At 64.2% G+C, this 21142-nt stretch carries 22 protein-coding genes and 1 riboswitch; of the genes, 8 read left to right on the top strand and 14 right to left on the bottom strand.

Annotated elements, in window-relative coordinates; genetic code table 11:
- Window positions 1–175 precede the first annotated feature (175 nt).
- Genes JJB74_RS21195 through JJB74_RS21180 form a run of 4 tightly spaced genes read right to left on the bottom strand, consistent with a single transcriptional unit; the run spans window position 176 to window position 3315 of the window.
- On the bottom strand, window positions 176–829 hold the full coding sequence (locus JJB74_RS21195) for an urea amidolyase associated protein UAAP2 (RefSeq protein WP_200595195.1): 654 nt from the start codon (window positions 827–829) through the stop codon (window positions 176–178).
- An 11-nt stretch (window positions 830–840) separates the two neighbouring features.
- Complete coding sequence (locus JJB74_RS21190) at window positions 841–1623, bottom strand: urea amidolyase associated protein UAAP1 (RefSeq protein WP_200595193.1); 783 nt, start codon at window positions 1621–1623, stop codon at window positions 841–843.
- A gap of 19 nt (window positions 1624–1642) precedes the next feature.
- Window positions 1643–2494, bottom strand: a complete 852-nt coding sequence (locus JJB74_RS21185) for an ABC transporter ATP-binding protein (protein ID WP_407672398.1) — start codon at window positions 2492–2494, stop codon at window positions 1643–1645.
- Window positions 2495–2496: 2 nt separating this feature from the next.
- Entirely contained in the window at window positions 2497–3315 is an 819-nt protein-coding gene (locus JJB74_RS21180) for an ABC transporter permease (protein ID WP_234484483.1), read from the bottom strand.
- Between the two features lie 53 nt (window positions 3316–3368).
- A riboswitch (guanidine-I (ykkC/yxkD leader) is annotated at window positions 3369–3481 on the bottom strand.
- A gap of 108 nt (window positions 3482–3589) precedes the next feature.
- On the opposite strand from JJB74_RS21180, the gene JJB74_RS21175 reads away from it, so the two are divergent.
- Complete coding sequence (locus JJB74_RS21175) at window positions 3590–3844, top strand: hypothetical protein (RefSeq protein WP_200595189.1); 255 nt, start codon at window positions 3590–3592, stop codon at window positions 3842–3844.
- Here the strand turns inward: JJB74_RS21175 and JJB74_RS21170 are convergent.
- The 4 genes from JJB74_RS21170 to JJB74_RS21155 form a co-directional block, all read right to left on the bottom strand.
- Window positions 3807–4220: a putative toxin-antitoxin system toxin component, PIN family gene (locus JJB74_RS21170; RefSeq protein WP_200595187.1), complete on the bottom strand. Its 414-nt coding sequence runs from the start codon at window positions 4218–4220 to the stop codon at window positions 3807–3809. The two genes, JJB74_RS21175 and JJB74_RS21170, sit on opposite strands and share 38 nt — an antisense overlap.
- Window positions 4220–4489: a type II toxin-antitoxin system prevent-host-death family antitoxin gene (locus JJB74_RS21165; RefSeq protein WP_200595185.1), complete on the bottom strand. Its 270-nt coding sequence runs from the start codon at window positions 4487–4489 to the stop codon at window positions 4220–4222. The genes JJB74_RS21170 and JJB74_RS21165 overlap by 1 nt, the downstream gene beginning before the upstream one ends.
- Before the next feature lie 120 nt (window positions 4490–4609).
- Window positions 4610–5494: a TorF family putative porin gene (locus JJB74_RS21160; RefSeq protein ID WP_200595183.1), complete on the bottom strand. Its 885-nt coding sequence runs from the start codon at window positions 5492–5494 to the stop codon at window positions 4610–4612.
- Between the two features lie 211 nt (window positions 5495–5705).
- Window positions 5706–8222 (bottom strand): PAS domain-containing protein, encoded by a 2517-nt coding sequence (locus JJB74_RS21155; protein ID WP_200595181.1) that lies wholly within the window; start codon window positions 8220–8222, stop codon window positions 5706–5708.
- A 211-nt stretch (window positions 8223–8433) separates the two neighbouring features.
- On the opposite strand from JJB74_RS21155, the gene JJB74_RS21150 reads away from it, so the two are divergent.
- The 3 genes from JJB74_RS21150 (at window position 8434) to JJB74_RS21140 (ending at window position 9974) form a co-directional block, all read left to right on the top strand.
- Window positions 8434–8973 (top strand): ankyrin repeat domain-containing protein, encoded by a 540-nt coding sequence (locus tag JJB74_RS21150; protein ID WP_200595179.1) that lies wholly within the window; start codon window positions 8434–8436, stop codon window positions 8971–8973.
- Window positions 8974–9271: 298 nt separating this feature from the next.
- A complete protein-coding gene (locus JJB74_RS21145) occupies window positions 9272–9451 on the top strand; it encodes a hypothetical protein (RefSeq protein WP_200595177.1) in 180 nt (59 codons plus the stop codon).
- A 217-nt stretch (window positions 9452–9668) separates the two neighbouring features.
- Complete coding sequence (locus tag JJB74_RS21140) at window positions 9669–9974, top strand: hypothetical protein (protein WP_200595175.1); 306 nt, start codon at window positions 9669–9671, stop codon at window positions 9972–9974.
- A gap of 92 nt (window positions 9975–10066) precedes the next feature.
- Here the strand turns inward: JJB74_RS21140 and JJB74_RS21135 are convergent, their stop codons facing one another.
- Genes JJB74_RS21135 through JJB74_RS21125 form a run of 3 tightly spaced genes read right to left on the bottom strand, consistent with a single transcriptional unit; the run spans window position 10067 to window position 14302 of the window.
- Window positions 10067–11413, bottom strand: a complete 1347-nt coding sequence (locus tag JJB74_RS21135; RefSeq protein ID WP_200595173.1) for an amidase — start codon at window positions 11411–11413, stop codon at window positions 10067–10069.
- Between the two features lie 30 nt (window positions 11414–11443).
- On the bottom strand, window positions 11444–12238 hold the full coding sequence (locus tag JJB74_RS21130; protein ID WP_200595171.1) for a sulfite exporter TauE/SafE family protein: 795 nt from the start codon (window positions 12236–12238) through the stop codon (window positions 11444–11446).
- A gap of 9 nt (window positions 12239–12247) precedes the next feature.
- On the bottom strand, window positions 12248–14302 hold the full coding sequence (locus JJB74_RS21125; RefSeq protein WP_200595169.1) for a TonB-dependent receptor family protein: 2055 nt from the start codon (window positions 14300–14302) through the stop codon (window positions 12248–12250).
- Window positions 14303–14450: 148 nt separating this feature from the next.
- Between JJB74_RS21125 and JJB74_RS21120 the strand changes: the two genes are divergently transcribed.
- Both JJB74_RS21120 and JJB74_RS21115 read left to right on the top strand, forming a co-directional pair.
- Entirely contained in the window at window positions 14451–15032 is a 582-nt protein-coding gene (locus tag JJB74_RS21120) for a DNA-3-methyladenine glycosylase (protein WP_200595167.1), read from the top strand.
- 98 nt (window positions 15033–15130) lie between these two features.
- Window positions 15131–16684 carry a methyl-accepting chemotaxis protein gene (locus tag JJB74_RS21115; protein WP_200595165.1) on the top strand — a complete coding sequence of 518 codons (1554 nt, stop codon included), beginning with the start codon at window positions 15131–15133 and terminating at the stop codon, window positions 16682–16684.
- Between the two features lie 75 nt (window positions 16685–16759).
- Here the strand turns inward: JJB74_RS21115 and JJB74_RS21110 are convergent, their stop codons facing one another.
- The 3 genes from JJB74_RS21110 to JJB74_RS21100 form a co-directional block, all read right to left on the bottom strand.
- Window positions 16760–17785 (bottom strand): CAP domain-containing protein, encoded by a 1026-nt coding sequence (locus JJB74_RS21110; RefSeq protein WP_200595163.1) that lies wholly within the window; start codon window positions 17783–17785, stop codon window positions 16760–16762.
- 64 nt (window positions 17786–17849) lie between these two features.
- The gene (locus JJB74_RS21105) at window positions 17850–19274 is read right to left on the bottom strand and encodes a sensor histidine kinase (RefSeq protein WP_200595161.1); all 1425 of its coding nucleotides are present in this window, start codon (window positions 19272–19274) and stop codon (window positions 17850–17852) included.
- Window positions 19252–19929 carry a response regulator gene (locus JJB74_RS21100; RefSeq protein ID WP_200595159.1) on the bottom strand — a complete coding sequence of 226 codons (678 nt, stop codon included), beginning with the start codon at window positions 19927–19929 and terminating at the stop codon, window positions 19252–19254. The genes JJB74_RS21105 and JJB74_RS21100 overlap by 23 nt, the downstream gene beginning before the upstream one ends.
- 37 nt (window positions 19930–19966) lie before the next feature.
- Between JJB74_RS21100 and JJB74_RS21095 the strand changes: the two genes are divergently transcribed.
- Complete coding sequence (locus JJB74_RS21095) at window positions 19967–20104, top strand: hypothetical protein (protein WP_200595157.1); 138 nt, start codon at window positions 19967–19969, stop codon at window positions 20102–20104.
- 46 nt (window positions 20105–20150) lie between these two features.
- The gene (locus tag JJB74_RS21090; RefSeq protein WP_200595156.1) at window positions 20151–21089 is read left to right on the top strand and encodes a Bug family tripartite tricarboxylate transporter substrate binding protein; all 939 of its coding nucleotides are present in this window, start codon (window positions 20151–20153) and stop codon (window positions 21087–21089) included.
- Window positions 21090–21142: the final 53 nt, after the last annotated feature.

The following is a 21142-nucleotide window of genomic DNA, read 5'->3' as shown; positions in this document are numbered from 1 at the left end:
GTGGGTCCGGGCATTGCGGGTCGTCCCGCGAAGAATTCGATGCGGCAGGGGTCGTCCCGTGCCGGGGGCTGTTGCGCCCGTGTTCTTGTCTTTCGTAGGTTGGGCTGACAAGCCCAACATGAAGGTCGATGGCGTGCGAACTCTCGTTGGGCTTCCTTCGTCAGCCCAACCTACGTCATTCCTTCCGGTCCCAGATCAGATAGCGCACTGCCGTCGGGTTATAGCCATTGCAGGGATTGTTCAACTGCGGGCAGTTCGAGATCAGCGCGACGATGTCCATCTCGGCGCGCATCTCCACGTACTTGCCCGCGCCCGATATCCCGTCCTCGAAGGTCAGCCTGCCATCCTCGGTCACCGGCACGTTCATGAAGAAGTTGATATTGGAGACCACGTCGCGCTTGTCCAGGCCGCGCTCGTCATGCGCGATCGCCAGCAGGTAGTTATCGCGGCAGCTGTGCATGTAGCGCTTTTCCAGCGCATAGCGCACCGTGTTGCTCTCGGAAGCGCAGGCGCCACCGAGGGTGTCATGCCGGCCGCAGGTGTCGGCGACGATGGTGAGCAAGGCATTGCCTTTGGACGACATCAGCTTCGAGCCCGCGCCGAGATACAGGCTGCCCTGGGCAGCGATGGTGCGCGTGAGGCTGTAGCGCTCGGACGGGTCGGCGGCGCTGTAGAAGATGGTATCGACCGCCTGGTTGCCTTCAAGGTCGATGATGCGCAGGACCTGGCCTTTGCGGATTTCCAGCATCCACGGCTCGCCGGCGGGATGGATGATGTCGGCCACCGCGTTCTTGGGATCGAGCCGGCTTTCCACGAGTTGGGCTGTCATGGTGTTTGTCCTCACAGGAAATAGCGTTCGGTGTTGATGAAGCCGCGCGCGTTCTCGGCGCTGTGCAGGCGGCAGACGTCGTCGCGGCCGGCGGTGCCGGAACGCCAGCAGGACAGCCGCACCGGCTTCGGGTCGTAAGAGGTCGCGGGATCGAGCGGATGCTGGCAGGCCGACAGGACCACCAGCACATTCATCTCGAAGCGCAGATCGATGTACTGGCCTTCGCGGCGATGCGCGGTCTCGAAGGACAGCTCGCCCTCGGGCCCGGCCGCGGCCTTGCTGAAGAAGTTGACGTTGGCAACCAGGTCGCGCCGGCCCATGCCCCATTTGCCGAGCTCGACCAAAAAGCCATCTTCGGCATTGCGGAACATCGCGTTGCGGTGCTCCTGGTAGCGCGCCACGCCAAAGCGCTGCTTCACCATCTCCGCGTCGCTGATGCCGCAGATCGTGTCATGCCAGCCGCAGGTGTCTTCGGGAATCGAGCACAGGATGCGGCCCATATCGGAATAGCAGACATGGCCTTTCGTGAGGAAGGCGGTGTGCTGCGCCTTCAGCGTGTCCGGCATGTTGTAGCGCTCGTTGCGCTCCTCGAAGTTGTAGAACAGCGCCGAGACATTCGCGCCGCCGTGCAGATCGGTCAGGCGCAGCGTGTTGCCGCGTCGTAGCAGGCCGGACCAGTGGCCGCCGCCGGGCATGGTTTCTTCCCACAGCAGCAGCCCGGCATCGAAGCGCGTGGAATGTTCCGGCACCGCGGCGCGGGCCAGCGGCGTGAGCGTGGAAAAGCTGGTGATCATGGTTTCCCCTTGTCGTTATTCAGGCTGCGGCGGCCTGCAGATTGAGCCGCTCGAGCAGCTCGCTGTCGGTGGACATGCCCGAGGTGTCGCGGATGCGCGCGAGGATGCGCTTCTTCATCGCGAGGAATTCCGGCGCATGCTTCATGTCCTGTTCGCGCGCGGCGGGCAGCGGCACGTCGTAGATGGTGTCGATGCGGCCCGGGCGCGGCGCCATCAGCACCACGCGCTGGCCGAGGTAGATCGCTTCCTCGACATCGTGGGTGACGAAGACGATGGTGGTCTTCTCGATGCGCTGCACATGCAGCACCAGGTCGTGCATCACTTCGCGGGTCTGCGCATCGAGCGCGCCGAAGGGCTCGTCCATCAGCAGGATCGAGGGCTTGGACATCAGCGCCCGCGCGATCGCCACGCGCTGCTGCTGGCCGCCGGAGAGCTGGTTCGGATAGGCATGGGCCAGGTGCGACAGGCCGATCAATTGCAAGAGCGCGTCGGCGCGGCCGGCGGCGGCTTCGACCTCGGACGAGGACAGGTTGCCGCGCTTGGCTTTCAGCTTGCGGCTGAAGCGGATATTCTCCAGCACGGTCAGCCAGGGATACAGGCTGTAATGCTGGAACACCATGGCTCTCTCGGCGCCGGGCCCGACCACCGGCTGGCCTTCGCAGACCAGCTCGCCCGAGCTGCGGTATTCGAGGCCGCCGAGTATGCGCAACAGCGTGGACTTGCCGCAGCCCGAAGCGCCGACCAGGGTCACGAATTCATTGTCCTTCACGTCCAGGCTGACGTTTTCCAGCGCCGTCACGGGCTTGGCGCTGTCGAAGATCTTGCCGAGATTGCGGATCTGTACCTTGCTCATCGTATGTACCTTGGTCATGTTCATCCTCTTGCCTGCGCCCACGGGAACAGCCGGCGATGCAGCCAGCGGAAGGCCTGGTCCATGACAAGGCCGATCAGGCCGATCAGGATGATGCCGGCGAAGATGGTGTCGGTTTTCAGGAAGCGCTGGGCTTTCAGAATCGAATAGCCCAGGCCCGAGTTGGCCGCGACCAGTTCGGCCACGACGAGGTAAGTCCAGGCCCAACCCATGGTCACGCGCAGCGTATCGAGGATGGCGGGCTTGGCCGAGGGCAGCAGCACCAGCTTGATGATTTCGTAGCGGGTGGCGCCCATCGTATGCGCCGCTTCGATCTGCGCGGCCGGCGTGCGCCGCACATCCTCGGCCACCATCAACAGCATCTGGAAGAAGGTGCCGATGAAGATCACCGAGATCTTGGCGCTTTCATCGATGCCGACCCACAGCATGATCAACGGGATGAAGGCCACCGCCGGCATGTAGCGGATGAAGTCGGTCAGCGGTTCCAGCATCGCGGCCACCGGCCGGAACGCGCCGATCAACAGGCCCAGCGGCAGGGCGATGACGGCGGACAGCGCAAAGCCGGCGCTGACGCGGTAGATCGAGATCAGGGTGTCGCCGAGCAGATCGTCGTCGATGCTCCAGGTCCAGACGCGTTCGAGCACCCGTATCGGGCTGGGCAAAAAGACCGGATTGATCAGGCCGGAGGCGGCCAGGAGCGCCCAGGCCACGAGCGGCGCGATCAGGCCGAGCATGGCGAACATCCAGTACTGGCGCCTGCCGAGGTGGCCGGCGATGCGCCAGATGCCGGGGCGTGTCGGGCGTGGGGAAGAGGCGGACAAATCGGGCTCCTGGTTGTTGGGACATGGCGAGAGAGCGCGGCACATAAAACGCTGTCTCCCGGGCTTTTGTCCCTCCGTGGAGCCCCCTCGATGAAAAGGAAGCCGACTGCTCTCGGACCAGCGCCGCCTTCACATCGAAGCGGCCGGAACCCTAGCGGTCTTTGAGGCGTGTCGGCCGGTGCCCTGGCTCACGCGACTCTCGGGGAGCGGTGTTGCAATAAGGGTGCCAGCGGGTTTGGTAAGGATGTGCGCAGTTAGTGCGCAAGAATGGGGCGTGAAAGCCGACTGGCGCGCCATGAATGGGCATGCTTGCGTGATCAAGCACCGATTTGGAAAGGGATTTTTGAAATCGACTACCACTGTCGACTTTGTGGAGCGCGACATGAGAACCGTACGCAAGACGATGACTCTGACAGACGAGCCAAATCAGCGTATCGAAGCACATCTCAAAGCCGAGCATTACAGCAGAGGCAGCAAACATACCCGCGACCTCATCCGCCGTGGCGCGTCCAGAACGCTGCCGGAGTGAGGATGGGATAGGTGTCGGATAATGCCAGCAAGTCTTTGTCGCCGGTGAGCAGGTAATCAGCTCTGGACGCGGTCAATGTGGCCAGGACTGGCTGATCGGCCGCATCGCGCAAGCGGCCGTCCTCCAACACTTCGGGTTCGATGACATCAGCCAGAAACATAAAACAGTCGGCCAAGTCGCGAATTTCGCTCGCGCTCAACGACACTCTCGATAGACGCGGCAGCACCCTGACCATTTCATCAAGGATATAGCGGGAAAGGACTACGCTCAGTCCTCCCTGGCGCCAAGCGTTGACGATGCGGCCGGGAATACTGCCCGGATACGCCAAGCCCGATACCAGGACATTGGTATCGAGCACGACTCGAAGACTGGTCATTAGCGTTTCCGCTCTGCTGCAACCAGAGCGTCGATTTCACTCATGCCCTCCGCTTCAGGCAGCCCCGCATATCCTTCGGCAATACGTGTGGTAAGCGCATCGAAGCGGTCACGCATACGGCGAATGCGCGAAAACAGCTCTGCGTCTACTAATGCGGCGACCGGCTTGCCATCCTTGTTGATGACAATGCTGTCGTTCCGGTATTGCACCTGATTGAGCATTTCGCCAAGGTTTTGCCGAAAATTGACGGCATTGACTTCGTTAATCACGGCCCCTCCTAACCATATTGATCAATATGGCCATTGTGGTAGAACGTGATGGGCTTGTCCAGACAAGCTTGTGTTTAGCCGCGTCATCCCGGACGCGGCTTCCATCTCAGACAGAAAAACTCAGAACCCGTACGAAATGCTCGCCAGCACCCGATTGTCCTGTTTCACATCGAAACGGTTCTTGCCGCCGAGGATGTACTGCAGGCCCCAGGTCAGACCGGTGTCGAACACCGGCTGGGTGAAACCCACGATCAGGTGGCGGAAGCCGCTGGCGATCGGGCCGTTGCCGGCATAGCAGCCGTTGATGTTGAAGGCCGCACCGGCACCGCAGGAAGCGCCGCTGCCGGTGTCGGTGGTGCCGAGGAACTTGCCTTCCTTCTTGTACAGGTAATAGCCGAGGCTGCCGGTGAAGTTGATCTTGTACGGCAGCGCGTGGGTATAGTTCAGCGCGAAATAGGTGTCGCCCTTGTTGCCCCAGACCACGTCGTTCAACAGCGTCTGCGCGGTCAGGCCGAAGTCGCCGTAGGACACACCGAGCTTGGTTTCCAGCGCATTCGCATACTTGCCGTTGATGTAGACATAGCCGGTCAGACCGAGCGTATAGCCGAAGTCGCCGAACTTGCCGTTGTAGCCGCCGTAGATATCGTTCTCGATCGATTTGTCGTCCTGGAAGCCGGTGACGATGGACCGGTCGTCATAGGACTGGCCGAGGCGCTTGTACGAGTAGTTGATCTGCGAGCCGAAGTAGCCGGCGTAGAAGCCGCTCGGATGCACATAGTCCGCGCCCCATTGCAGCACCGGCTTGTCGGCTTCGGGCGCGTCCGCGCCGGCATTGCCGGGACCGGGCTTGAAGTTGCCGTAGGTCGTGGTATTGCCGCGCAGGTAGTAGCGCGAGACCAGGTCGATATGCGCGGTCAGCGGGTTGGCCGGCGCTTCGTCCTCGGCGAAGGCGCTGGCGGCAACGGCCAGCAGCGCGAAGGATACGGCAAGGGATTTCACATGCATTGGGGGCTCCTGTGTCTTTGGGAAAGTTTTCGAGACGACAGGGTGCTATAGCGAGATGCATGCCATCAACAATCGAACGCAACAGGATTGTTGAGTGCGTTTGCACGCGCGGATTGCCGACAATCGCGCACCAAGACAGAGCTTTTGCACCAAGGAAATGCACACGTGATTTTCCATGGTGCCGGGGAAGGCTGAATTCAATGACGGCCGTTCAGCCTTGAGTAAGCGCAACGGCGCCCGCGCCAAGCTCTTCGCCGATTGCAGCAATCAGCGCATCGATCCCATACGGCTTGGCCAGAATGCGGATGTCGGTCGAGTCGACCCGGTGCTCGGAATAGCCGGTGGCCAGCAATACCCGCACGGTGGGATAGTGCTGGCGCACAAATTCGGCCAGGTCGATGCCGCTCATCTCGCCGGGCATGACGATGTCGGAAAACACCAGGTCAATATCCTGTCGCCGTTCCAGCAGTTGCATCGCCTGTGCGGCGTCATGTGCGACCTCGACTTCGAAGCCGGCCTGCTGCAGCGCCGGCTGCACCGTTTGCCGCACCAGCGCATCATCCTCGACCAGCAGCAGCCTGCCGCTGGCGCGCAAGCTTGCGGTGGGCGCGGCGATCTGCGGCGCAGGCAGCCCCGCTTCCTGGCTGGCGCGCGGCAGGTAAATCGACACTTCCAGGCCGCCGTCGGCATTGCGCAGCAACAGTTCGCCATCCATCTGCCGGGCGAAGGCATAGGCCTGCGCCAGGCCCATACCCGAGCCTTTGCCAACCGCTTTCGTGGTGAAGAAGGGGTCAAGCGCCTTGGCCAGCACCTCTTCGCTCATGCCGCCGCCGGTGTCGGTCAGGGTGATGTGCAGATAATCGCCAGGCTCGAGCGCGCCGACGCCGCCACCAACCACAGCATTGCGCAGCACCAGGTTGAGGCTGCCGCCCTGCGGCATCGCATCGCGCGCATTCATCGTCAGATTCAGCATTGCCAGCTCGAACTGCAGCGGATCGATGCGCACCGGCCAGAGGCTATCCGGCAAATCGATGGCAAAGGCGATATTGCTGGGCAGCGCGCCCTGCAGCAGCGAGCGCATGTCGCGGATCTGGCATGCGCAATCGACTGTCTTCAGGTGCGCATCCTGCACCCGCCCGAAGACCAGTAGCTGGCGCGTCAATTCCACGCCGCGCTCGACCGCGCGCTGGCAGGCTTCGAGCGCGGTACGCGGTTGCGCGTCCCGGTTCGACATCAAGGCGAAGGTGATGCCGGTGGACAGCGTCTGCAGGATGTTGTTGAAGTCGTGCGCGATGCCACCGGTGAGGCGCCCGAGCGCTTCAAGTTTCTGCGCCTGCTGCAATGCGCGGCGGGTGTCTTCCAGCGCGCGGCGCCGCTGCTCGTCCTGGCGCTCGGCTTCCTTGCGCCGGCTGATGTCGGACAGGGTGCCGACCATGCGCAACGGTTTGCCGTCTTCCATGCTGACCACCATGCCGCGTTCGAGCACCCACTTCCAGCTGCCGTCGCGGCAACGCGCCCGGTGCTCGCTGTTGTAGGCGGTGTTGGCGCCGGCCAGGTGCGCCTGCAGTTCGCGCAACGCAGCCGGCCTGTCTTCCGGGTGGATGCGTTCCTGCCATGCCGCCACGCCGCCGTCGACCTCGGATTCGCGGTAGCCAAGAATTTCTTTCCAGCGCCGCGAGAATTGCACCTCGCCGCCCGGGATGTTCCAGTCCCAGACGCCTTCGGCCGCGCCTTCGAGCGCAAATTGCCAGCGCGCTTCACTCTCCACCAGCAGCGCCGTGGCCTGCGCGCGCTGGCGCAGGCCGGCAAGCAGGAAATAGCCGATGGCCGCCAGCACCAGCGAAATGCCGGCGCCGGTGAGGAAATAGGCGTCGCGCTGCTGCTGGTATTGGGCGAAGACGGTGTCCAGCGACTGGCCGACCATCACCACCATCTCGCGCGACGGAATCCGGCGCCAGCCATACAGCCGCTTGACCTCGTCCGCGCCATTGCTGCCTTCGAACCAGCCGCCGTTGACGCCGCCAGGCGAGAAGAGAAAAGGCAGACCGCGCAGTTGCCGGCCGGCGCCGTTGCGCGTATCCGGCGACTGCGTGAGCACTTCGCCGGATTCGCGCGCCAATGTAATCGAGCCATCGCGCCCCAAGTCGATGGTGCGATAGAAACGGGAGAAATAGTCCGGCGAGACCGACAGCACGATGACGCCGGCGAAGGCGCCATTGGCATCGATCAGCGGCCGTGTGAACTGGATCGTCCAGCGCCGCGAAGCCCGGCCGAGCACCGGTTTGCTGATGAAGAGCCGGTCGCCCATTGCCAGGCCCTCGTGCACCTTGAAATGCTCGCGGTCGCTGTAATTGGTCGGCACGCCATCGGACTTCGTGCTCAGAAAGACGAGCTGGCCGGTGGCGTTCAAGATCGCCACCTGGAAACCGACGTCCTTTTCCAGATAGGTCTGGCGGCGTTCGACCACGTGCGAGAAATCGTTGTAGCCGCTCTGCCATTCCTCGCGCAATTCGATCAGGGTCAGATCGATGGCATTGATCGAGGAATTCACTTCTTCGGCAAAGGCGCGCGCGAGATTGTCGACACTGGCGCGGCTGCCGGACAGCGCTTGCTGATGCAGGCGATGCAGGTCGAGAAAGATCACCGACCACAACAGCGACAGCACCAGCGCAAGATAAAGAATCAGCTGTACGGGTAGGGGAACGCGCTGCAATACGGAAGACTTCATGGGCGTCTGATCTCTATAAACGATAGTCGACCGGAAATTGACGAGCGGCTATTGTGCCTTGATTTCGCGCAAACGCCGGGAAACTTTCCTTTTTGAAAAGTCGACGCGCTGATCGAAGCATGCGCATAACGGTATGGCCGGCGCGCTGAAGCGGACTTGGTGGGTTCGCTTATCTATACTGAAGTCCGCCAATCGATCAATGGGGCCGGAGATGGATGACAAACCCGGCGGCACGACGCCGCCATCCGTGGCGGAACTCGATGACGCCACCCTGGCTTTTGCGCAGAAGGTATTCCAGCTTGCTCGCAGCGGCGATGCGGCTACGCTGCGGGACTTGCTGGAGCACCGTCTGCCGCCGAATCTGTGCAACCACCGCGGCGACAATCTGCTGATGCTGGCCAGTTACCACGGCCATCTCGATGCCGCGCGTGCGCTGCTCGAACACGGCGCCGACCCGGAGATGCGCAACGATATGGGCCAGACACCGCTTGCTGGCGCTGCCTACAAAGGCGATGTACCCATGGTGCGGCTGCTGCTCGACCATGGCGCCAACCCGGAAGGCACCGCGCCGGGTGGCAAGACGGCCTTGATGCTGGCGGCCATGTTCAATCGTATCGAAGTAATGTCGCTGTTGATCGAACGTGGCGCCAATCCGGATGCCTGCGACGCTTCCGGATTGAGCGCGCTCGATGCCGCGCAAAGAATGGGCGCCGAAGAAGCGGCGCGCTGGCTGCAAAAGCGAACGGCTTGAAGCACGCGGTACGGAGCGAGCTCGACCTTAAGGTCTTTCCCGCAGATATCGCCGAAAGCCGGCCTGCCCCTCGTCCGGCTGCGGCACTGCACAACAGTACGCCGGGAACATGCCCCGGGAAACGTTTGCACGATTCCATAGCGCCTACATAGCTCTTCCTTGCCGTTTTCCGCTGCTCTGTCAGACACTCGTGCGATTTTTGATAGTTCTCATGCTGCACAGCGGCATCCGGAACCGGGTCTGTCAGGTTGTGTCCATCGCATACCGCGTGCACAACGCATTTCTCAGGAGTGAAAACGTGAAAAAGGTACTTGCGATTCTGGCTGTGACTCTGGTGGCGGGCTGCTCGTCGATGGGTTCTGGTTTTTCCGGTGGTTCGGGCACCAGCTCGAATGCCACGTCTTCCGGTAGTGCGCTGCAGTATCAACGCCAGATGTTCGATTCGAGCGGCCAGCTGAGCATTTACCACGGCGGCTGAGCGAGTCGCTGCGCGACCGGCGAACCGGCGTTCGCGCAACGGCTTTGCCTACAGGGTCTGCTACACCCTGTGCGGCTCGGGATGGATACATCCGGCCGCACGGTGAGCAGACCCTGCGTTTTACCCCTGCCTCGACAGTATGTGCAGCAGCGCACAGACCACACGCGCATCCCACTCTAGACTGCGCCTTGTCATTTACACCACAAAGGAGCGCGTCATGAACAAACTGCTGTCCACCCTGGCAATCGGCCTCGTCGCAGTCACCCTGCAGGCACCAAGCTTTGCCGCCGATGATGCAAAGGCCGATGCCAAGGCGCACAAGGAAATGGCCAAGGGCGATTACAAGGCCACCAAGGAAAAAGCCGATGCCCGTGAAAGCGCGGCCAAGGAAGAATGCAGCAAGCTCAGCGGCGCCGAGGAAAGTGCCTGCAAGGACAGGGCAAAGGCCCATGCCAAGCAGACCAAGGCCAATGCGAAGGCCCATTACGACGATGCCAAGGCCGACTCCAAGGCAATGAAGTAATCCCCCACGAGCATCAAAGCGCAGCCGCCGTTTTCACGGCGGCTTTCTTTTTGCGGTCATCGCGTCAAACCTGACGCGACAGGTTGCAAACCTTAATCCTGCTGCAGGCAGGCTTCCAGCGCCATGCCCATGGCAAGCACCGCGCGGTCGCGGCCGCCGGGCGCGGCCAGCGTCAGCCCGACGGGCGCCTCGCCGCGCGCCTGGCAGGGCAGCGACAACGCGCAGCCGTCGAGGAAATTGATGATGCTCGGATTGCGCAGCACCAGCGCATTGGTGCGGAAGTAGTGTTCGTCGTCTTCCAGTTCCGCAAGCGTCGGCGCGACGATAGGCACCGTTGGCAGCAGCATCGCATCGAAGCCGGCAATGCGCGCCTCGACCGCGGCGATCCAGCGCCGGCGCGCCGCCATCAGCGCGATCAGCTCGGCGGCTGACATGCGCTCGCCGCGCCGCATGCGCGACAGCACGCGCGGATCGTAGCGCTCGCCGGCGCGCTCAACGAGCTCCTTGTGCCAGGCCCAGGCTTCGACCGGTGAAAAGCCGCCGCCGGCATGCAATCCCGCCAGTTCCGAAAATTCCGGCAGCGCGATCGATTCCACCATCGCCCCTCCCGCCGAAAGTCGCGCCAGCGCCGCGTCGAAGGCGCGCGACACCGCGGCATCCATGCCATCCAGCGTCACGGTTTGCGGCACCGCCAGGCGCAATCCGCGCAGTCGCGCCGGCGTGGGCAAGGGCGCTTCTTCGCCGGACAGGATGGCGTCGATCAGCGCGCAGCAGGCCACCGTAGGCGCGATCGGGCCGATCGAATCGAGCGTGGTCGACAGCGGCAGCGCGCCCTGGGTGCTGATGCGGCGCGCAGTCGGCTTGAAGCCGGTCAGGCCGCAGAAGGCCGCGGGAATGCGCACCGAGCCGCCGGTATCGGTGCCGATGGCCGCGGCGGCCATGCCGTCGGTCACCGAGACCGCCGCGCCCGAGGACGAGCCGCCGGGAATGCGGCCGGTGGCGCGGTCCCATGGGTTCTTGGGCGTGCCGTAATGCGGATTCAGGCCCAGGCCGGAAAACGCGAATTCAGTCATGTTGGTGCGGCCGATGATGACCGCGCCGGCCGCGCGCAGCCGCCGCACGATCGCCGCATCGGCCGTGGCGGCCGGCGCTTTCTGCAGCGCGACCGATCCGGCCAGCGTGGTTTCGCCGGCTATGTCGAACAGGTCCTTGATCGAAATGGGCAGACCGTCGATGGCCGAGCGCGCCAGTCCGGCGCCGCGCAGCAGATCGGAAGCCTGCGCTTCCACGCGCGCCGTGTCGGCATAGACGCGGGTATAGACGCGCGCGCCTTCGCCAGCCGGATCGGCTATGTGTGTAAGCGCCGCTTCGGTCAGTTGCGCCGAGCTGGTCTTGCCCGCGGCAAGTTCGGACTGGAGTTCAGGAAGGGAAGGAATCATGACGCTCTCCATGGAATCGTGCGGAAGTCGCTACCAGTACGTCACCAGCATTTTCGTCGCCAGCGCATAGAGCAGCAGCGCGAAGATGCGCTTGAGTGTGAGCACGGGCAATTTATGCGCGAGCCGCGCGCCGAATGGCGCGGTCAGCACGCTGCCGCAGACCAGGCCGGCCAGCGCCGGCAGCAGGATGAAACCGAGCGAATACGGCGGCAGGCCTTCGATGCGCCAGCCCGAAATCACATAGCCGATGGTGCCGATCACCGACACCGGAATACCCAGCGCGCCCGCGGTGCCGATCGCATTGCGCAGCGGCACGCCGCACCAGAGCATGAAGGGCACGGTGAGAAAGGCGCCGCCGGCCGAGACCAGGCCGCACACGGTGCCTATGGCCAGGCCCGACAGGAACAGCGGCAGGCCCCCCGGCAGCGGCCGCGCCGCGGCGGGCTTGCGGTTCAGGAACATCTGCGTGGCGCCGGCGTACACGATGACCACGAAAGCCAGCGCCAGGTGGCGCTGCGAAATCCAGCCGGCGGCAAACGTCGCCAGAAAGCTGCCGGTGACCATGCCCGGCGCCATGCTCCTGACGATGGCGGCATCGACGCCGCCCAGGCGCCAGTGCTCGCGCACGCTGGAGGCGGCGGTGAAGATGATCGAGGCCATCGCGGTGCCGAGAGCGAGATGCACGATATGGTTGGGCGCGAAGCCCTGCATCTCGAACAGCGCGGCCAAGACCGGCACCAGCGTCATGCCGCCGCCGATGCCGAGCATGCCGGCCAGGATGCCGATGACGCCGCCGCAGGCGAGATAGATCGCGATCCAGCTCATCGGCGCCGCTCAGAACCGGGTGCGCAGGCCGACGAAGAGGCGGCGTCCCGGCGCGGGTTCGTAATAGCGCGCATTGGATTCATTGACGATGACCGAGCCGGCGTATTGGCGGTCGAACAGGTTGTCGATGCGGCCGTAGACATAGAAGGTGCCGGGTCCGGCCTTCACTTCCTTGCCGGCGCGCAGGTTGAACACCGCGTAACCCGGCGCGGCATCGGAATTGCGGTCGTCAACGAAGGTGCGGCTCTCGAACCGGCTTTCCAGCGCCACCGTGGCGCCGGGCGCGACCGTGGTCTCGACATCGGCGAACAGATTGTGTTCGGGCGTGCCGGGCAGCTTGTTGCCGGACGGGATGGTGACGTTGCCGTTGCGGTAGCTGCTGTCGAAATAGGCATCCACCAGCGTATAGGCGACACGGGTTTTCAAGAGCGGATGCCAGTTCGCGGTCCAGCCCGCTTCGATGCCGCGGCGCTGCACCCGGTCGGCGTTCTGGTAGACGGTGCGGCCGCTGTTATTGATTAGCGGAACGATTTCGTCGCGACTGCGCGCCGTAAACAGGGCGGCGTCCAGCGTATGGCGCTCCAGCCGCAGCTTCGCGCCAACCTCGGCCTGCACGCTCTTGGATGCCTGCAGTGCGAAGTTGGGAACGTTCGAAATGCTGGAGCCGTTAGGGCTATAAGCGATTTCAGCGAGCGTCGGTGTCTCGAAGCCGGTGCCGACGTTGGCGTACAGATTCAGCCTGTCATTCGCATGCCAGATTGCGCCCAACACCGGGCTGGTGTTGTGGTAGCTGGTGCCGCCGCTGTTGCTACCCAAATGGTCCCCGATGTTGAGATCCACCCGCGAAACGCGCAAGCCGGCGATCGCTTCCCAGTCCGGCGCGAAGGCCCAGGACAATTGACCAAAGACATCCGAGTTCGATGCATTGTCATCTTCATAGCGCGACCGCGCGCCCGGCGTGCCGCCGTTGTTCTGAAAACCCTGCCGGGTTTCCTGCATCCGGTCGGACTCAAAGCCGACGGTCCATTGCAGCGGCTGGTTGGCAATGCGTGTCTTGTGTGTCCAGTTCAGACCAATGCCGCCGAAGCTGCGATCGAGGTCGACCACGCCATTGTTCTGGGTGGCCAGCGTCTGGAACACGCCGCGGGTACCACCGTAGAGCCGGGCGCTGACTTTGTCGCTGTCCGAGAACGCATGGTCGACCAACACGCCGGCCTGGCGCTGGTCGACGGTCTTGCGGGTGTCGAAGGCCAGCGCCTGCGGCACCACCTGGCGCGGATTCGCATAAAACTGCGCGCGCGTCAGGCCGAGCGGATCCTGCGCCAGCGGCTGGTTCAGGTAGTTGAATACGCCGGTGATCGTGGTCGACGAAGACGACCGGGCGACCAGCTTGGCATTGACCTGGTTGCGTTCGGCGGCGCTGTGGTCGCGGTAGCCGTCGGTGCGATAGCGGGTGGCGTCGATGGTCGCGCCCAGGGTTTCATTGCCGCCGCCGACCGACACATCCCACTGGCGCTGATGGTCCGAACCGGCGCCGATGCCGGCGGCGAACACCGGTTTGGATGACACCGGCGGATCCTGAGAAAACACCTGGACCACGCCGCCCGAAGCATTGCCGTACAGCTGCGCCAGGGGGCCGCGCAATACTTCGATGCGCTTTGCGGAATGCAGATCGATGGAGGAGAGCTGGCCCTGGCCGTCCGGCATCGTCGCCGGGATGCCATCGACCAGGATGCGGATGCCGCGCACGCCAAAGGTCGAGCGGGTGCCGAAGCCGCGGATCGACATCTGCAGATCCTGCGCATAGTTCTGCCGTTCACGAATCTCCACACCTGGCACCGAGGACAGCAGCTCGGACAGATTCACCAGCGGCGAGCCGGCGCGCAGCGTATCGACCTGCACCGCATCGATCGCGGCCGGCGCATCGAAACGGCGCTGCTCGCCGCGATTGGCGCTGACCACGACTTCGTCCAGCGACTTTTCGGATTGCTGTGCCTGGGCCGGTTGCCAGGCAGCGAGAATGAGAGGAATGGTGAGGGAAAGCGTGGAGCGTCGCAGCGGCATGAAATGTCTCGTTATCGGTGTTGTTACGGCAAGGAAGCGGCAATTCTACTCGGGAATTCTTTCGAAGATCGCACACGAAAACAGCGTATTACGAGTCGGGAATGACTTTTGGCAAGACCGTCGTCGCCTCTGCGTGGCAGCATGGCGCATGACCATTCCCTCATCGGAAACGCTAGCCGCGGCACGCCTGCCGCGCGCCTTTTACGACCGCGATACCGCCACCGTCGCGCGCGAACTGCTCGGCTGCCTGCTGGTGCACCGGGTCGATGGCGAGGAGCGCATCGGCCGCATCGTCGAAACCGAAGCCTATGTCGGCGCGCATGACCTGGCCTCGCATTCCTCGAAGGGCATCACGAAGCGCACCAGGGTGATGTTCGGCCCGCCAGGTCATGCCTATGTCTACCTGATCTATGGCATGCATCATTGCCTGAACGTTGTCACCGAAGGCGAAGGGCAGGGTGCGGCGGTGCTGCTGCGCGCGCTCGAGCCAGTGCGCAATTTGCCCGGCAAAACTTCCGGTCCAGGTCTGTTGTGCCGGGCGATGGGCATCGATCTGCGCTACAACGGCTGCGATCTGCAGAGCGACGAATTGCACATCTGCGCCGGCTCGGAGCAGGAAGTCCCGAGCGTCGTGGAGCGAGCGCGCATCGGCGTGGACTACGCCGGCGCGTGGGCGTTGCAGCCGTTGCGTTTTTACATCGCCGGTAATGCGCATGTATCGCGCAAATGAGCGGGTGCGGACGACTCCGCGTGAATTGATCTAAGTCAAATAAATTTGGTTCAGAAAAAAGCAACATGCTTTCCCATAGGAAATTAAAAGGGAATGCCATGCGACTCAATCTGCCGGTCACGCAACAGGAATATGTGCTGCGGGAAGACCAATCCATCGTTTCCAAGACCGATACCCGCGGCTGCATTACCTATGTGAATGCGCATTTCATCGAGGTCAGCGGCTTTCCCGAAGCCGAACTCATCGGCGCGCCGCAGAACATCGTGCGCCATCCGGATATGCCGCCAGCAGCTTTCGCCGACATGTGGCGGGTGCTCAAATCCGACCGGCCCTGGACCGGCATGGTCAAGAACCGGCGCAAGAATGGCGACCATTACTGGGTGCTGGCGAATGTGACGCCGGTGCGCGAGAACGGCGTGACTGTCGGCTATCTGTCGGTGCGCACCCGGCCCGAGCGCGCGGCGATCGAGGCGGCGGAAAGTGCCTATCGCCGCATGCGCGAAGACGGATCGACGCTGACGGTAAGGAATGGCCGGGTGGCGCAAACCGGGTGGCGCGGCTGGGTGGACCGTGTCGCGCATCTGGGCCTGGCCGCGCGCTTCGGCCTGCTGCTCGCACCGGTCGCGCTGCTTCTTGTCGCGCTTGGCGTGGATGCAGCCTGGCATGGCGCCGTGTGGCGCGCTGCCGGCGCCGGCATCGGCGTTGCACTGTGCGCCGGGCTGGCCTTGCTGCTGCGCGCGGCGGTGCTCGCGCCGCTGTCCCGGGCGATGGCGACGGCGCGCGCGGTTGCCGGCGGCGATCTGTCGCAGCATTTTTCCAGCAGCCGTGATGACGAGATCGGCCACCTGATGCGCGCGCTGCAGCAGATGAATGTGAATCTGTCCTCGATCATCGGCGACGTGCGCGTTGGCATGGACGCAATGCTGACTGATGTCGATGGCATCGTCGCCGACAACGGCGATCTTTCCGGCCGCACCGCGTCGCAGGCGGCGAGCCTGGAAGAGACTGCGTCCAGCATGGAACAGCTCGCCTCCACGGTGCGCGCCAACGCCGACCATGCGCAGGATGCCAGCCGGCTTGCCAGCACCGCCTGCGACATCGCCGAACGCGGCGGCGCCATCGTGGCAGGGGCCGGCGACGCGATGCGGGAAATCAGCCGGGCCGCGCACCGCATCGTCGACATCATCGGCGTCATCGACGGCATCGCCTTCCAGACCAATATCCTGGCGCTGAACGCCGCGGTGGAAGCGGCGCGTGCTGGAGAACAGGGCCGCGGCTTCGCCGTGGTGGCCACCGAGGTGCGCGCGCTGGCGCAGCGCTCGGCCGGGGCCGCGCGCGAGATCAAGTCGCTGATCGAGGAGTCGGTGACGCGCGTGGACGATGGCGCCAGGCGCGTGGAGCAGGCCGGCGTCACGATGACCGAAATGACCGGCTCGGCACGCCAGGTCAGCAGCCTGATGGAAGAAATTCGCCTGGCCACCCGCGAGCAGAGCCAGGGCATCGACCAGGTCAACAGCGCGGTGGCGGAAATGGACCGGATCACGCAGCAGAACGCAGCGCTGGTGGATTCGGCGGCGGTGGCATCCGGCGGCCTGCAGCGCCAGGCGCGGCAGCTGCAGGCGGCGATGGCGATGTTTCGGGTGGGGCGGTAGGTTGGGCTGCGAAGCCCAACATGCCTGCGCGGCCCGCGAACGCCCGATGTTGGGCTTGCCAGCCCAACCTACGACCTACCGCGTCGAAAACGACCACGACAAACTCGCCGCCACGCCATCGACGGCGCCGCTGAAGCGCACGTCATAGGTTGTCTGGGGATTCAGCACGGTCAGTGGAATGATCGCGGCGGTCGATGGTCCGGTTTCCGCGTCAGTGGCGCTGCTCAGGAGCCGGGTAGCCAGCGGCGCGCCGCCGCGCGGCGCGATGGTGAAGGACCCTACCGTGATCGTCGAGGTATTGTCCGCATGCACGCTCACCGGGTAGCCAACCTCATTCTGGTTCGGCACCGGATCGGGCTCTTCCTGGTCCGACTGGAAGACGGTCGGAAGATTGGTCTGGTTCGGATAGGGATAGGGAAGAAAGCGACCGGCGCCCAAGCCGCCCGAGGCAAGGGCGGGCGTGGTGAAGTCGGCGGTGAAATAGACGTAGCCGTCGGCGGCCTTGGCGCTGCCGGCGCCGGCTTGCTGGAACTTGGGCTCGAAGACGACGAAGCGATGGTAGATCGCGGTAATCAGCGCCTCGGCGGAATTGAAGCCGGAAGCATCCGGCGTCTTGGCAATGACCTCGCCAAAGGCATAGCCCGAACTCGGAAGCGCATAGCCCGCAGCACTCAATCGGCTCGAACCCGACACCGGGACGCCATTCCTGAACAACTCCGGATGCGCTTTGGCACTCGGATACAGATAGACCCCGGTGAAGCCATTCTTGCCCTGGACTTCCTCGTGCGAGATGAAGCCGCTCGCGGCCTGGTAGTTCGAGTGATTGAGCGCGGCCTTGTCGATCAACACATTGCGCGCCAGCGGCGCCAGCCCCATCTGGCTGCGACGGTAATTGAACCAGTTGATGCCGTCCGTCGCGGTGTCGCCGGTCGCGGCGGGCGAACCGGATTCGACGATGGCGGCGCTGCTGGCGTTGCTGTTGCCGCTGCCGGCACCACTGCTACTGCCTCCTCCGCCGCCGCAGCCGGTAAGCAGCAATGCGGCCAGCGCCGCTGTCAGCCATGCGCCATGCGGTATCTGGCCCGCATTCTTCTTTTTCATGCTCTTCCTTCCTGATTGAAATTCTTCCAGCCGCTGAGCAAGCCTCGTGCCGTCCCGTCATGCCTCATACCGGAAAGCGCAGCGTCACCTTCAGCCCGCCGTAGGCGCCATCATCGAGCCGGATCGCGCCATGGTGCAGTTCGACGATGTCACGCACGATCGCCAGGCCCAGGCCGGCGCCGCCGCCATTGCGCTGCTGCGCGCCCGGTGCGCGGTAAAAGGGTTCGAACACCCGCTCCCGGTCGGCTTGCGCAATGCCGCAGCCGCTGTCCTCGATTTCCAGCAGCGCCACACCTTCACGCGAGGCGACACGCACCGCCACCTTTCCAAGCGGCGGCGTGTAGCGGATCGCGTTATCGAGCAGGTTCGCCGCCATTTCGTGCAGCAGCAGCGCATTGCCGCGCATGCCGACTTCGGTATCGGCTTCCAGCGACAGGTCGAGTTTGCCGGCAAGCGCCTGCGGCGCCAGTTCCAGCGCCACGCTGCGCGTGATTTCGCTCAAGGACACCGGGCCCATTTCGCCTTCGGCCAGGCCATGATCGGCGCGCGCCAGCGTCAACAGGCGATTGGCCAGGTGCACCGTCGAATCGGTAGTCCTGGCGATGCCTTCGACGATGTCGCGCATGGCCGCGGCATCGTTGGCACGCAGGGCCAGCTCGGCCTGCGTCTTGAGCACGGTCAGCGGCGTGCGCAATTGATGCGAAGCGTCGGCGATGAAGCGGCGCTGGCCGGCGATCAGGGCATCGAGCCGGCCCATGTAGTCATTCATTGCCGCCACCATCGGCCGCAGTTCGCGGTGCACGCCATTGGCATCGAAGCCGGACAGATCGGTGGGCGCGCGATGCGCGACTTCGTCGGTGAGCCGCATCAGCGGCCGCAGCACGAAGCGCACCGCGATCCAGGCCAGCACCGCCGCGGCCGCCACCAGCGCGGCCTGGCGCCACACGGTGTCGATCAGGATGCGCCGCGACAGCTCGCGCCGCGCTTCCAGCGATTCGCCGACCTGGATCAGCGCGATGCCGCGCATGCTGTCGTCATACACCGGGTCCAGGAGCGCGGCAATGCGCACCGGCGTGCCGCGGTAGTTGGCGTGATAAAAGCGCACCAGCGCCGGATAGATGTCCGAGCGCTTCAGGTCTTTCGGCACCGGCGGCAGGTCTTCATAGCCGGACACGAATTCGCCGTGGATGCCGCTGACCTTGTAATACAGCCGGCCCAGCGCATCGGTTTCGAAGCTGTCCAGCGCCACATAAGGCACGTCGACGACAACGTGCCCGTTGGCCACCGTGACCCGCTCGGCCAGCGCGCGCGCCGACGCCAGCAGCGAGCGGTCGTAGGCGAGGTCGGCGGCATCGAGCGCATTGCGGTAGGCCGACACCGAGTTGATCACCACCAGCACCGTCAAGGGAATCAGCAGCCAGCGCAGCAGCTGGCCGCGCAAACTCCCGAGCGCCCGCTGCGCCGGCTCAGGCGTTTTGCTGAAGAACATAGCCCAGGCCGCGCAGCGTGGTGATCGTCACCCGGCCGGCGGTCAGCGCATCGAGCTTCTTGCGCACGCGGTGCAGGTAGACATCGATGGCATCGATGCCGGCGTCGTCATCCAGCCGGAACACTTCGGCAAAGAGCTTGTCACGCGGCACCACCTGGCCGGCACGAGTGATCAGCGTTTCCAGCACCGCGTATTCGCGCGGCGTCAATGCCATCGGCGTGCCGGCATAGCTGAACTGACGCGACACCGTGTCGAAGCGCAGCTCGCCGCAGGACAACGTCGGCGTTTCATTGCCCTGGCTGCGCCGCAACAGCGCCTTCACGCGCGCTTCGAGCTCGGCCAGCTCGAAGGGCTTGGCCAGGTAATCGTCGGCGCCGAGGTTCAGGCCCTGCACCCGGTCGGACAGACCGCCGCGCGCAGTGAGGATCAGCACCGGCGTGCGACCGCCGCGGGCGCGCAGGCGCTTCAAGACTTCCAGGCCATCGAGCCGGGGCAGGGTAAGGTCCAGGATCACCAGCGCATAGTCCTGCGTGCGCAGGAGCGTGTCGGCTTCTTCGCCGTCGGTAGCGAACTCGACCGCGAGCCGCGCGTCCTGCAGCGCGCGGCCGATCCAGCGCGACAGCTCGAGATGATCTTCAACCAGCAGGATGCGCATCGAAAAGAAAACCCGATGAAAGGCGATTGAAAGGTAAATGAAAGAAAGCTTCGGGTATCGTTGCAGAAAAAATCGCGCACAGCATGCGCACCATACTCAGGAGACGTCCGCCATGCCGCAAAGCCGCCCCATCATAACCAACATCCGTTCTTTTTCAAAAACGCGCATCGGCTGAACGCCGGTACCGCCATCCCGCCGCTCCGCCGCTTCGTTCCATCGCCATGCCGCGCATTCTGGTCCTGGTCTGCCTCTTCTGCTGCTGCCTCGTTGCGCGGGCGGCGGAATGCATCGTGCCGTCCAAGCCGGGCGGCGGCTTCGATCTGACCTGCAAGCTGGCGCGACGCGCGCTGCCCGGCGGCGACACAATGCGGCTGTCCTACATGCCGGGCGGCATAGGCGCGGTGGCTTTCAGCTCCATCGTGTCGCAGCGCCGCGCCGAGCCCGATACCCTGGTCGCGTTCTCCAGCGGCTCGCTGCTCAACATGGCGCTGGGCAAGTTCGGCCGCGGCTCGCATGCGGATGTACGCTGGGTCGCGGCGGTCGGCGCCGATTACGGCATGATCGCGGTGCGCACCGATTCACCCTATCGCAACCTGCGCGAATTGCTGGCGGCGCTGGCGAAGAAGCCCGAAGCCATCGCCATCGGCGCCGGCGGCACCTACGGCAGCCAGGACTGGATCAAGATGGAGCTGCTGGCCAAACAGGCCGATGTCGATCCGAAGAGCCTGCGCTTCGTCGCCTTCGAAGGCGGCGGCGAAGCCTTCACCGCGTTGCTGGCCGGGCATGTGCAGGCGGTCTCGGGCGATGCGTCGGAAGCGGCGCTGCATGCGGCATCCGGCGAGATCCGCGTGCTGGCGGTGCTGTCCGATGCGCGTCTGCCGGGGCCGCTGGCCTCGGTGCCGACCGCGCATGAACAGGGTTATGACATCACCTGGCCGATCATTCGCGGCTTCTACATGGGCCCTAGCGTATCCGACGCCGACTATGCGCGCTGGGTCGCCGCGTTTGATCGCGCGATGGCACAGCCTTCCTTCGATGCGCTGCGCGCGAAGGCTGGCCTGTATCCTTTCGCGATGACGGGCCCGCTGTTGACCGACTACATCGCCAGAACCGTACGCAATTACCGGCACCAGGCGAGCGAGCTGGGCCTGTTGCGATAGACACGCAACACATCCGACAAGACTTTTCTCATGCATAACGACAAGGAGCAGAC

The sequence above is a fragment of the Noviherbaspirillum pedocola genome (assembly GCF_016632335.1).
GTDB classification, from domain to species: domain Bacteria; phylum Pseudomonadota; class Gammaproteobacteria; order Burkholderiales; family Burkholderiaceae_D; genus Noviherbaspirillum_A; species Noviherbaspirillum_A pedocola.
Note: the sequence above shows the minus strand (reverse complement) of the source record. Positions and strands in the feature narration are given on the sequence as shown.